Annotated in this window: 11 protein-coding genes; 9 read left to right on the top strand and 2 right to left on the bottom strand. The window is 52.2% G+C overall.

Annotation, left to right across the window (positions count from 1 at the left end):
• The 8 genes from J2I48_RS27405 to nuoF form a co-directional block, all read left to right on the top strand.
• Positions 1-718, top strand: a 718-nt coding sequence (locus J2I48_RS27405; protein ID WP_207338734.1) for a T9SS type A sorting domain-containing protein, incomplete at its 5' end; no start/stop codon positions are given.
• 136 nt (positions 719-854) lie between these two features.
• Positions 855-3,059, top strand: coding sequence for a T9SS type A sorting domain-containing protein (locus tag J2I48_RS27400; protein WP_207338733.1), 2,205 nt, complete (start codon positions 855-857; stop codon positions 3,057-3,059).
• Positions 3,060-3,200: 141 nt separating this feature from the next.
• Positions 3,201-3,575: an NADH-quinone oxidoreductase subunit A gene (locus tag J2I48_RS27395; protein WP_207338732.1), complete on the top strand. Its 375-nt coding sequence runs from the start codon at positions 3,201-3,203 to the stop codon at positions 3,573-3,575.
• A gap of 19 nt (positions 3,576-3,594) precedes the next feature.
• Positions 3,595-4,140 (top strand): NADH-quinone oxidoreductase subunit B, encoded by a 546-nt coding sequence (locus J2I48_RS27390; RefSeq protein ID WP_207338731.1) that lies wholly within the window; start codon positions 3,595-3,597, stop codon positions 4,138-4,140.
• A gap of 92 nt (positions 4,141-4,232) precedes the next feature.
• Complete coding sequence (locus J2I48_RS27385) at positions 4,233-4,730, top strand: NADH-quinone oxidoreductase subunit C (protein ID WP_207338730.1); 498 nt, start codon at positions 4,233-4,235, stop codon at positions 4,728-4,730.
• A gap of 79 nt (positions 4,731-4,809) precedes the next feature.
• Positions 4,810-6,054 carry an NADH-quinone oxidoreductase subunit D gene (locus tag J2I48_RS27380; RefSeq protein WP_207338729.1) on the top strand — a complete coding sequence of 415 codons (1,245 nt, stop codon included), beginning with the start codon at positions 4,810-4,812 and terminating at the stop codon, positions 6,052-6,054.
• A gap of 6 nt (positions 6,055-6,060) precedes the next feature.
• Positions 6,061-6,564, top strand: coding sequence for an NADH-quinone oxidoreductase subunit NuoE (gene nuoE, locus J2I48_RS27375; protein WP_207338728.1), 504 nt, complete (start codon positions 6,061-6,063; stop codon positions 6,562-6,564).
• A 9-nt stretch (positions 6,565-6,573) separates the two neighbouring features.
• Positions 6,574-7,914 carry an NADH-quinone oxidoreductase subunit NuoF gene (gene nuoF, locus J2I48_RS27370; protein WP_207338727.1) on the top strand — a complete coding sequence of 447 codons (1,341 nt, stop codon included), beginning with the start codon at positions 6,574-6,576 and terminating at the stop codon, positions 7,912-7,914.
• A gap of 54 nt (positions 7,915-7,968) precedes the next feature.
• Here the strand turns inward: nuoF and J2I48_RS27365 are convergent, their stop codons facing one another.
• Positions 7,969-9,651 (bottom strand): hypothetical protein, encoded by a 1,683-nt coding sequence (locus J2I48_RS27365; RefSeq protein WP_207338726.1) that lies wholly within the window; start codon positions 9,649-9,651, stop codon positions 7,969-7,971.
• 39 nt (positions 9,652-9,690) lie between these two features.
• Complete coding sequence (locus tag J2I48_RS27360) at positions 9,691-10,461, bottom strand: ABC transporter ATP-binding protein (RefSeq protein WP_207338725.1); 771 nt, start codon at positions 10,459-10,461, stop codon at positions 9,691-9,693.
• A 179-nt stretch (positions 10,462-10,640) separates the two neighbouring features.
• Between J2I48_RS27360 and J2I48_RS27355 the strand changes: the two genes are divergently transcribed.
• Complete coding sequence (locus J2I48_RS27355; RefSeq protein ID WP_207338724.1) at positions 10,641-11,777, top strand: acyltransferase family protein; 1,137 nt, start codon at positions 10,641-10,643, stop codon at positions 11,775-11,777.
• Positions 11,778-11,806: the final 29 nt, after the last annotated feature.

The following is an 11,806-nucleotide window of genomic DNA, read 5'->3' as shown; positions in this document are numbered from 1 at the left end:
AGTTAATCCGCTACCCAGCCCGCCAGTGATCACAGCAAAAGGGCAGTTGATTTTCTGCGATGGCGATTTTGTGACATTACAGTCCAACTCGCCGTTCCGCACGATCTGGTCAACCGGCGATTCCACGCAGGTGCTGATTGTCAGACAGGGAGGGACGTTTAGCGCCCGTACCCGCGACAACAACGGGTGCCTTTCGCCTAATAGTGGCTTTATTCTTACCGCCACCCGCCCTCGTCCAGCCCCACCCATGTTACAACAAGTTGGTACATTTTTGCTCGAAGCCAGCGGTGCACCTGCCAATGAGCGTTATTATTGGCGACGTGGTACTGATTCGCTCACGGTAGCTACGGCTCAATTGCGGGTTACACAGAGTGGACAGTATTCTGTGCGAACGGCGAACACGTATTCGCCTACATTGGTCTGTTTATCATTACCATCTACGCCATACGATTACGCGTTGCCCACCAATGGTGAGGCGCTGAGCATCTACCCGAACCCTAGCCCGGATGGCAACTTTTTAATTGAAAGCCTGGAAGATCTGTCAAATGCGGCTATCACCATCTATACACTTTCAGGACAGGTGGTTTATAAAACAGATGCTACCACGCTAGGCGAACGAAAGCAGCTTCAACTATATATGCTGCTACCTGGCCCGTACATCCTGCAATTACAGTCTACGGGGTTGAAAACCTCGAAGCGCATCCAGATAGGCCAGTAATAATAACGGGCATTTTGCGTTACTTTTACGGTTCTGAAGACCGAAAGCAAGGCATTGTGTGCACTAATTGCTGTGCATGACAATGACCGAATCACCTGGCTGTGTCGGGTTTAATTCACTAATGAAACGAACGTGTATGCGTCGGATTTTATACGCATGTTTATTTGGCCTGTCTACCACAAGTGCGCTGGCGCAAACAGGCATAAAAATTACATACCCCGAAAGTCGGGCTGTTTTTCAACGAAACAACGACAACAAGAGTACGATCTTTCTGTCAGGTACCTATTACCAGGCCGTTGATAGCCTACAGGCCCGGTTGGTGGCTGAAGTAGTCGGGCAAGGTATTAACACTTCCTGGGCTACCTTTCAGCGAAACCCTCAGGGCAGTGTATTTCAGGGGTCGGTGCAAGGGTCAGGCGGCTGGTATAGGCTGGAGGTACAGGCTTTTCAGAACGGTAAGGTCATTGCGCAGGACGTAATCCGCAAAGTGGGTATTGGCGAAGTGTTCATTATCACGGGGCAATCCAACGCACAGGGTTTTCTAGACTACGGTGCCGCGTCAGCTGCCGATGATCGGGTGAACTGCGTAACCTATAACAACATTGTAGCCAATTCGCTAGCCGACCCGCCGTCGCCAACGTTCGAGCAACTGGGTGCTAACTCGATTATTGGCCCGCGCGGGCAAAGTGCCTGGTGCTGGGGTAAGTTAGGTGACTTACTGGCGCAACAGTACAATGTGCCTGTTCTGTTTATCAACACAGCTTGGGAGGCAACCTCGATTCGCAACTGGATTGAGAGCTTCGACGATAAGTACACCAAAAACATTTTTGCCCTGGGTACACCCAATGAGCTTTTTCCAAAGGGAATGCCCTACGCTAATCTGCGTATAGCGCTGCGCTATTATTGTTCGCTACAGGGTATGCGAGCTGTTTTGTGGCAGCAGGGCGAAAATGACAACCTGCTCGACCAGAACAACGATGCTCTCAAATTCACCCAGGAAGAGTACCGGGCGGCCATGCAGACGCTAGTCGATAAAACGCGTTCCGATACGCGGCGCTATCCAGCCTGGGTGTTGGCTCGTTCGTCACGAATTGGCTTTCCAGACGGCAACTGTATCAGTGGCTGCAAAGGCAACAAAGACTGCGAGAAGGCCTGTGGATTTATCTACAGTAATAATACCAAGTTTACAAACGCCCAAACGTCGGTCATCAACACGTTTAACAATAACGTCTATGCCGGTCCTTTTACCGACGTGATTCAGCCAAATCGCCCTGATGGTATTCACTTTTCGGGCGATGGGCTATTGCAGTTGGCCCAAGCCTGGTACGAGAGTATGAGTGCATCTTTTTTTGTTGGCTCTATTCCCCTGCTGCCACAAGCGCAACCTGTGGCAACCGTCAACTGTGGTCCGACCAATAATAGTGTATCGGTGAGCCTGCCAACAGGTTACCAAAGCTATGAGTGGCGTACGGGACAAACGGGGCGTGCCATTACCATTACCCAGCCAGGTGTGTATCAGGCAAAGCTAAAAGACGGTTCGGGCAATACATACCTATCGCCGGTGGTAGAGGTGAGCAACCCTATTCAACCAACCGTGCCTACCGTATCAGTAGCCCAGCAGGGAACTGCCGTTGCGGCGACTCAGCAACAGGTTTGTGCCGACTCGGTGCTGTCGTTAGTAGCCAACGTGACACCTCAGTCGCAGGCTGTCTGGAGCAATGGCAGTACGCAGCGTACAATCAATGTAGCCACGGCTGGTACCTATTCGGTGCAGGCGGTGAATACATATGGCTGTAAATCAACCACGTCGACGGGCATCTCGCTGGTAATACGGCCCAAACTAATTACGCCTACCATTGAGCAGGTTGGGGCTTTCACGCTCCAGGCTAACCTGCCGGGTTTCCCCAACAATGAGCAGTTCGACTGGCGACGGGGAACGCAGTTTTTAAACAACCAAAATGGCTCCACAGCCAAAGCGGTCAACTCAGGGCCTTATTCGGCGCGGGCAAAGGCCGTATTCACTCTGCCCAGTGGTAGTATCACATGCTACTCAAACTTCTCGAATGAGTTGCAGTATACTACCGGCGACGCTGGTGGCGGCATGAACGTTTATCCCAACCCATCGTCGAACGGGGTTATCGCCATTGAAACCATTGAAGACCTTCAAAACGCTGATATTACTATTGCTACCCTGGCGGGCCAGACGGTTTATTCGGCAAAAGTAGCTTCGTTCAATGAGCGAAAAGTAATCAACGTGCAGGGCCTCACTGCGGGGCAATACGTTGTACGGGTTCGGTCGCAGGGCTTTAACGTAGCCCGCCGGGTGCTGATTATTCCTTGAGGCTGTTTTTAGTTTGAGTTGTACTAGAGCCCTCCTAAAGAGGGCTTTTTTATGGTCTCCGGGGCAACTCTATGGCACGGAACTGTCATCAACTATGTTCCTTTTATAGCTAACTTGCGGTCGTTTTTGTCCCTGCTCTCTATGAATACAGCGTCGTATTTACCCTCCGATTACATTCCTATTTTTATCCAGTTAGGTCTGGCCCTAGGGTTTATTATTGTCACCATGCTTGTGACGCATAGTATCGGTCCCAAACGTCATAGCGTTAAGAAAGATGACCCCTTCGAGTGTGGTATTCCAGCTCAGGGCGATGCGCGTGCCCCAATCTCAATCAAGTACTTTCTGGTGGCTATTCTTTTCGTTCTTTTCGACGTAGAGGTTATTTTCATGTATCCTTGGGCTGTTAACTTCATGCAGCTAGGGCAGGAGGGCTTCATACAGATGATCCTGTTTATGGGGCTGCTGCTGGCGGGCTTTTATTATGTGATTCGCAAGGGTGTTTTGAAGTGGGAATAACAGTATCAACAAACACACAATGACGTCATCTGTTAAAATGGTGGAGGCACCCGAAGGCCACGAAGGTGCCGGGTTCTTTGCTACATCCTTGGATAAAGTGGTAGGTATGGCGCGGGCTAATTCGCTTTGGCCGTTGCCGTTTGCCACTTCCTGCTGTGGAATTGAGTTTATGGCCTCAATGGCCTCACACTACGACTTCGCACGGTTTGGTTCTGAACGTCCCAGCTTTTCGCCCCGGCAGGCCGACCTGTTGATGGTGATGGGTACCATTGCCAAAAAAATGGCACCCATTGTGAAACAAGTGTATCTGCAAATGGCTGAACCCCGCTGGGTGATTGCCATGGGTGCCTGCGCCAGCAGCGGCGGCATATTCGACACCTACAGCGTGCTTCAGGGCATCGACCGGATTATTCCCGTAGACGTGTATATTCCGGGTTGCCCGCCCCGCCCCGAGCAGGTGATCGACGGCCTGATGCAAATTCAGGAAATGGCCCGCAACGAATCGACGCGCCGCCGCAACACCGATGAATATCAACTGCTGCTCAATTCATACGGCATTCAATAATTGCGAAAGAGCTAAAGAGTGAAAGAGCGTTTGTATCAGCACATGGCGACGCGAGCACTCTTTCGCTCTTTCATTCTTTCGCTCATTCACTAATGACCAACCAGGAAGTTGCCCAGGAACTTGTTCGCCAGTTTGGCGACTATGTTACCGACCTCGATGAGCCGTTTGGTTTGCTCACGCTGACCACCACGCGCGAACAGATTATTCCATTGCTTCAGTACCTGAAAGACCACAAAACCTACAAAGTGTCGTTTCTGACCGACCTGACGGGTGTGCACTACCCCGACAACGCTGGGCAGGAGTTTTGCGTGGTCTATCACGTACACAGCCTGGTCAACAATTTCAGAATACGAATTAAAGTGTTTGTGTCTGAGGCTGACATCCACGTCCCTTCAGCTACGGTGCTCTATGCGTCGGCCAACTGGATGGAGCGTGAGACATTTGATTTCTACGGAATCCTGTTTGACGGGCACCCCAACCTAACCCGGATTTTGAACATGGAGGAGATGGATTATCACCCCATGCGCAAGCAATACCCCCTGGAAGACGGCACCCGCGAAGACAAAATTGATGCCCTGTTTGGGCGGTGAAACTAATTAGTAAATGAGTGACGGTCCGACGTATCGGTGAGCGAATGGTTGGACCGTCACTCATTTACTCATTCAATTTATGACAACTGAAGATCTTAGTATCGATGCCGTGGGGGCACGCAACACCCCCGCCACCCCGGAAGGGCCAATTCAGTACGTCAACGAACTGACCACGTTGAACCTGGGGCCAACGCACCCCGCCACGCATGGTATTTTTCAGAACATCCTGCAAATGGATGGCGAGAAGATCGTGTCGGGCGAGCAGACGATTGGTTATATCCACCGGGCGTTTGAAAAAATTGCTGAACGCCGCCCTTTCTACCAGATCACCACCCTCACCGATCGGATGAACTACTGTTCGTCGCCGATCAACAATCTGGGCTGGATGATGACCGTAGAAAAGCTGCTGGGTGTGAAAACACCCAAACGCGCCGACTATATCCGGGTGATCATGATGGAACTGGCCCGCATTTCGGATCATCTCATCTGCAACGGCATCCTGGGCGTTGACACGGGTGCGTTTACGGGTTTCCTGTACCTGTTTGAAGAGCGCGAAAATATCTACGAAATCTACGAAGAGATGTGTGGTGCCCGCCTGACCACCAACATGGGCCGGATCGGGGGTATGGAACGCGACTTGTCTGCCGAGGCAATTCGGAAAATTCGTAAGTTTTTGAAGGACTTCCCGCCGGTGATGAAAGAGTTTGAAAAGCTCTTTAACCGCAACCGCATCTTTATGGACCGTGTGGTCGACGTAGGGCCAATTACCGGCGAGCGGGCGTTGAATTACGGCTTTACTGGGCCAAACCTACGTGCAGCGGGTGTTGACTACGATGTGCGTGTAATGAACCCGTATTCGTCGTACGAAGATTTCGAGTTTGAGATTCCTGTGGGCGAAAGCGGCGATACCTACGACCGGTTTATGGTTCGTAACGAAGAAATCTGGCAGAGTCTGCGCATTATTGAGCAGGCGCTAGACAAGCTCCCCGAAGGTCCCTACTACGCCGATGCTCCAGATTATTACCTGCCACCAAAGCAGGAGGTGTACAAGAATATGGAGGCGTTGATCTATCACTTCAAGATCGTGATGGGCGAAATTGATGCACCCGTAGGCGAGGTATACCACGCTGTGGAGGGGGGCAATGGCGAACTGGGTTTCTACCTTATCAGCGACGGTGGGCGGGCGCCATACCGCCTACACTTCCGTCGGCCAAGTTTCATTTATTATCAGGCTTTTCCGGAAATGTGCAAAGGCACAACCCTGTCAGACGCTATCGTGATCATGAGTAGCCTAAACGTAATTGCCGGCGAACTGGACGCGTAAACACCAATGAATACTTCCAACACGACAAATACCATTGAATTTACGCCTGAGCGATTGGCGCAGGCGAAAGCCGTGATTGCGCAATATCCGGCGGGTAAGCAGAAATCGGCCTTGTTGCCCTTGTTGCACATTTTGCAGGAACAAGAAGGCTGGACCAGCCCCGAAGGCATGGATTACGTAGCCACCATGCTCGATATTCAGCCGATTGAGGTGTATGAGGTAGCGTCATTCTACACCATGTACCATCTGGAGCCGGTTGGTAAGCATGTGATCGAATATTGTCGGACTGGCCCTTGCTGCCTGATGGGTGGTGAAGAAGTGTATGCCCACCTGAAGCAAAAGCTGGGCATTGAAACAGGGCAGACTACCCCCGACAGTCGGTTTACATTGAAAGAAGTGGAATGCCTGGCGGCTTGCGGCATGGGACCTGTATTCCAGATTCGGGAGAAATACTACACAAACCTGACCAATGAGCGCGTCGATGAAATCATCGATGAACTGTCTAACTAACCTTTCGTTATGGGCAAGAAAATATTAACCGAACACATTAACGTTCCCGGCATCGAAACCTTCGATGTGTACCGGAAGCAGGGTGGTTATACGGCTGTTGAAAAGGCGATTAAGACTATGACGCCCGAAGCCGTGGTAGAGGAGGTGAAAAAAGCAGGTGTTCGGGGGCGTGGCGGTGCCGGTTTCCCGATGGGCATGAAATGGAGCTTCTTGGCCAAGCCCGAAGGCGTACCCCGCTACCTTGTCTGCAACGCTGACGAGTCAGAGCCGGGTACGTTCAAGGACCACTATCTGATGAAAAACATCCCCCACCTGCTCATTGAGGGGATGATTGTGTCGTCGTTTGCGCTGGGGGCCAACACCTCGTTCATCTATGTGCGCGGTGAGTTGATGTACGTCATCAAGATTCTGGAAAAAGCCATTGCCGAAGCTAAAGCGGCTGGTTTCCTGGGCAAAAATATCCTGGGCAGCGGCTACGATCTTGAACTGGTGGTGCAGCCTGGAGGTGGTGCCTATATCTGCGGCGAAGAAACTGCGTTGCTCGAATCGTTGGAAGGCAAACGGGGTAATCCGCGCAATAAACCGCCTTTCCCAGCCGTAAAAGGCCTCTATCAGTCGCCCACGGTGGTGAACAACGTAGAGTCGATTGCTACCACGCCCTGGATCATGAACAACGGTGGCGATGCCTACGCCGCCATTGGTATTGGCCGCAGTACGGGTACCAAACTGATTTCAGCGTCGGGGCATATCAAGAAGCCCGGCGTATATGAAATTGAACTGGGCGTGCCGGTTGAAGAATTTATTTATTCCGACGAATGGTGCGGTGGCATTCGCGACGGGCATCACCTGAAAGCCCTGGTGGCGGGTGGTTCGTCGGTACCCATTTTGCCCGCTGGTTTAGCCCTTAAACTGGCCAACGGCGAACCTCGTCTGATGAGTTACGAATCACTTTCGGAGGGCGGTTTTCAGACGGGTACTATGCTCGGTTCGGGCGGGTTCATCGTGTTCGACGAAACGGCCTGCATTGTGCGCAATACCTGGAATTTCAGCCGGTTCTACCACCATGAGTCGTGTGGCCAATGTAGCCCCTGCCGCGAAGGCACCGGCTGGATGGAGAAAGTGCTGCACCGCATTGAGCACGGCCACGGTAGTATGCACGATATCGATTTGCTGGTCGACGTAGCCCGGAAAATAGAAGGCAATACCATCTGCCCACTGGGCGATGCCGCTGCCTGGCCAGTTGCCAGCGCCATTCGGCACTTCCGCGACGAGTTTGAATGGCACATTTCCAACCCTTTTGAGGCCACCCAACCGGGCGCCGTCTTCCGGGGCGATATGGTGTTGGCCTAGTAGAAAAAAACGCACCGATGCCATTACTCTAAGTGATGGCATCGGTGCGTTTTTTTATGCGTCCTGCCTGATCTCTGCCCACGACGTTTGGCGGAAAGCCCGGAAAAGCAGCCAGACAAAACCGGCCATGATTGGCAGCGCCACTACTGTACCGTAGGGGATGTATTTGCTAAGCCCCCAATGCAGAAACCCGACAAGGCCGAAGACGGGTAGAATCATAAAAGTACGGGCAGTCATGTTGCGCTTGAGGGCATCCTGCGAGGCCGAAAAGGGAAATTGTCGTTTCTGAAAAAACTCGCTGATCAGCAGCATGGCCAGCGAGTTGACAAAGGCAAACACAACGTCGAAGGCCACGCCGGGACCCTTCAGGTAGAAAACATACCCTGCCAGTAGCGCAAAATAGGGTAGCATCAATTTCACTACAACGGCTTTGAACCGCCCAGCCAATAGCTCGCCGGGGCGGGTTATGGGGGCCGATGCGTAGATCCAGGCGGCTTTGAAATTGTCTGATACCGCCGTCAGGCCCATCGCCGCCATCATAAACAGCACGCCCATATACAGAATCAGCAAATGGTTGATGGGGACACCTTCGGCTCCGCCCATGAAACCGGCCTTGTTCAGTGACGTGAATAGCACAAAAGCCAGTCCATAGCCTAGCTGAGGGTATGCTTTTAGCTTAAACTGCCGGTCGCGGTCGCTGATGTGCCAGACGAAGGAAAACGCCGCCCGCTCTATTGAACTGGTCGTGAGCCACGCCCCCAGCCGGTCGGCTATCGAAGGCTTTGGTGAGGCCGAAAGGGCCAAAGCAGCTTGTTCTGGTGCATTATTGGTAGCGTCGAGGCTGCCCAGCTTCTGGTTGAAGGCGGGTGCCAGTACACGAGCCATGACCCATAACCCCGCAAACGGCATAAAGAGCATTAGGCTCAGCAGCAACAGATGGGGCGCGTCGACATGGTGGTTAATGATCATATCCAGGCTACCAGCGGCCCAGTATGGAGGAAGCAGGTAATGCCACCATTTCCACAAAAACGATTGTTCGTTAAAGCTGGCTTTATCGATCAATCGCGGCATGATCTGAAAGCCCGCGTAGAAGACTATGGCCGTTACGATCTGAACGTAGTTGATCAATTCGCGCAGCTTTCTTTCGCTCGTAAACTGCATCAGGCCCAGGTATACTACATTGGTAATGAATACCATCAGCACGGCCATCAGTAGGCTGAGCAGCAGTGTCAACAGGCCTGCACCCACGCCAAACCTTACCCCTATGACCACAATGCCGGTAATGGAAATGGCCAGCGTAAGCGTGAATAAGTAGCTGATAACGTGTATAATACGGGCAACCAGTATGGTGCGCCCATCTACCGGTCGGAACAGCATAATCTGGTTATCAGACGTGTCGAGCACTACCGACGAGAAATCGTTGATGAGCGTGAGCGCGCAGATGACCATGATGTAGCCAAAGAAAAATACCCCCGCTGGTACCAGCGCGGCTCGTGGCACAAAGGCCAGCATTAGGGCCGCGAAAATGCCCATGAAGGCATAGATGGCCAGACTAATGTAGAAGCTGTAGTTGCTGTCGGTTTCTTTTTTGTCCCACCGCTGAAAAACCGTAGCCGGGCGTCGATTATCGAGCGTGAGTTTCACACCCAGGATGGCCCGCAGTTGTGTGTAGTTGACCCCCAGCCCGCGCCACAAAAACGGCAGTCGGTCAGTAAGCCAGAGCGTAACTGTTTTCATGTTTGCGTTGTAGGATAATTCACTCAATCACTCATTCGCTCATTGATTCAGCGCCTGAATAAAGGCTTCTGCGGTGGCGGTCTGGGTGTTGTTGCCGGTAAGTTGTCCGAAAAGCTGTTCCAGCGAGGTGGTGCGGGTGGCCTGTAGTTCGGCGAAGGTGCCATCGGCGATGATCTGGCCCGCGTTGATAATGATGATTCGGTCCGAGAGTTTTTCTACTACATCCATAATGTGCGAACTGTAGAAAACGGTCTTACCCGAATCGGCCAACTGACGAATGATCTGTTTTACCAGCACCACGGTGTTCGCATCGAGACCCGACAGCGGTTCGTCCAGGAAAATCAGGTCCGGATTGTGCAACAGGCCCGAAATGAGCAGTACCTTCTGGCGCATTCCCTTTGAAAACGTGCTCATGCGGCTGTTGGCGTGCTGGCTCAGATCAAACAAGTCAAGCAATTCAGCCGCCTTTTTATTGACCATGACCGTATCCAGTTCATAGAGCTGACCTACAAAAAGGAGGTACTCAGTGGGGGTGAGCAGGTCATAAAGAGCAGCATTTTCAGGTACGTAGCCAATGCGCCGTTTCACTTCCATAGCTTGGGTGCGGAGGTCTAAGCCCAACACCGACACCTCGCCCTGAAAGTCGGGTAGAAGGCCTATGAGTGTTTTGATCGTGGTTGATTTACCTGCGCCGTTGGGACCGATGTAGCCTACCACCTGGCCAGGTGCCACACTAAGGTTGATTCCCTTCAGAATTTCGGTAGTGCCGTAGAACTGATGGAGGTTGTTTATGGTAATGACGGGCGTCATCTGCTTCTTTAATAATGGGTAGGTGACATCTTGCGCCACAAGCTGTCCTATATGCAAAAGCCTTACTCAACTTTCGTGGGAAACTAGTTGAAACTACGCACGGTCCGTGGGAAAGGGTTGTATTTTTGGATAATTGGTAACGCGCTGCGATAAGTGGCGATTTCTGAACCCAGCCTTGTATGCGTCTTCGCTCGCTTGATGTTTTTCGCGGTATAACTGTGGCCGCCATGATCCTGGTCAATAATCCCGGCGATTGGGCACACATTTATGCCCCCCTGGAACATGCCCCCTGGAATGGATGGACCCCCACCGACCTTATCTTTCCTTTTTTCCTCTTTATTGTTGGTGTCTCTATTACTTATGCCCTGCGTGGTCATCAGCCGCTGGCCCGCAATCAGTTCCGGTCGACACCTGGTGTGAAGGGAAAAATTATTCGGCGAGGGCTTACCCTGATTGCGCTGGGTCTGTTCTTGAATTTATTTCCCCGCTTCGATTTTGCCAACGTCCGTATCCCGGGCGTCTTACAACGTATTGGCCTAGTCTACATTGTTTGTTCCTTGATTTGGTTACGCTACACGGCTCGTCAGCAGGCTGTGTTGGCGGCATTAATTCTGCTGGGCTATTACCTGATTATGACCCTTATACCCGTGCCGGGGGTGGGTTATGCCAATCTGGAGCCTGGCACAAACATAGCAGCCTGGCTCGACGTGACTCTACTTACACCCGCCCATCTGTATCGCGCCACGCGTATTTGGGACCCCGAAGGTATTCTGAGTACCCTACCTGCCGTTGCGACGGGGTTGCTGGGTATGCAGGCGGGTTGGTGGCTACAGGATGACCCCTACGGCCCAACGGCCCGGAAGAGCTACAAACCACTGTTTTTGTTTTTATCAGGTGCCTGGATTGCGGGGGTTGGCCTGTTGGTGGATTATGTATTTCCAATTAATAAAAGCCTTTGGACCAGTTCGTTTGTGTTGCTGGCGGGCGGGTTGGCCATGTGTTGCCTGGCCATTTGTTACTACCTCGTCGATCTTAAAGGCTACCGGCGCTGGAGTGGCGTGTTTGTAGCATATGGAGTTAACGCGATCACCGTCTTTTTTCTGTCGGGTCTTATTCCGCGCATCATGAATATGTTCACGTTGCCCAACCCCAAAGGCGGCACGTTCGGCGTAAAAGAGTATCTCTACCAGTCGTTTATTGTGCCGCTCGTGCCCGACCCCACGCTGGCTTCGCTGGTTGGTGCGCTCACCCTGGTCGGCATCTGGGCCGTGATCCTCTGGGTCATGTACCGGCAGCAGGTGATTATAAAGGTGTAAAGGTAAAAAGAGTGAATGGCGAAAGAGTG

It is taken from the genome of Fibrella aquatilis (assembly GCF_017353255.1).
GTDB classification, from domain to species: Bacteria; Bacteroidota; Bacteroidia; order Cytophagales; family Spirosomataceae; genus Fibrella; species Fibrella aquatilis.
The sequence above is the reverse complement of the archived record's forward strand: the minus strand, read 5'-3'. Positions and strand labels throughout refer to the sequence as shown.

What these genes read in the sequence shown, in the direction of transcription:
- J2I48_RS27380 (WP_207338729.1), top strand. Translation starts at nt 4,810, where the DNA reads ATGACAACTGAAGATCTTAGTATCGATGCCGTGGGGGCACGCAACACC.
- nuoE (WP_207338728.1), top strand. Translation starts at nt 6,061, where the DNA reads ATGAATACTTCCAACACGACAAATACCATTGAATTTACGCCTGAGCGA.
- J2I48_RS27385 (WP_207338730.1), top strand. Translation starts at nt 4,233, where the DNA reads ATGACCAACCAGGAAGTTGCCCAGGAACTTGTTCGCCAGTTTGGCGAC.
- J2I48_RS27400 (WP_207338733.1), top strand. Translation starts at nt 855, where the DNA reads ATGCGTCGGATTTTATACGCATGTTTATTTGGCCTGTCTACCACAAGT.
- nuoF (WP_207338727.1), top strand. Translation starts at nt 6,574, where the DNA reads ATGGGCAAGAAAATATTAACCGAACACATTAACGTTCCCGGCATCGAA.
- J2I48_RS27395 (WP_207338732.1), top strand. Translation starts at nt 3,201, where the DNA reads ATGAATACAGCGTCGTATTTACCCTCCGATTACATTCCTATTTTTATC.
- J2I48_RS27365 (WP_207338726.1), bottom strand. Translation starts at nt 9,651, where the DNA reads ATGAAAACAGTTACGCTCTGGCTTACTGACCGACTGCCGTTTTTGTGG.
- J2I48_RS27360 (WP_207338725.1), bottom strand. Translation starts at nt 10,461, where the DNA reads ATGACGCCCGTCATTACCATAAACAACCTCCATCAGTTCTACGGCACT.
- J2I48_RS27355 (WP_207338724.1), top strand. Translation starts at nt 10,641, where the DNA reads ATGCGTCTTCGCTCGCTTGATGTTTTTCGCGGTATAACTGTGGCCGCC.
- J2I48_RS27390 (WP_207338731.1), top strand. Translation starts at nt 3,595, where the DNA reads ATGACGTCATCTGTTAAAATGGTGGAGGCACCCGAAGGCCACGAAGGT.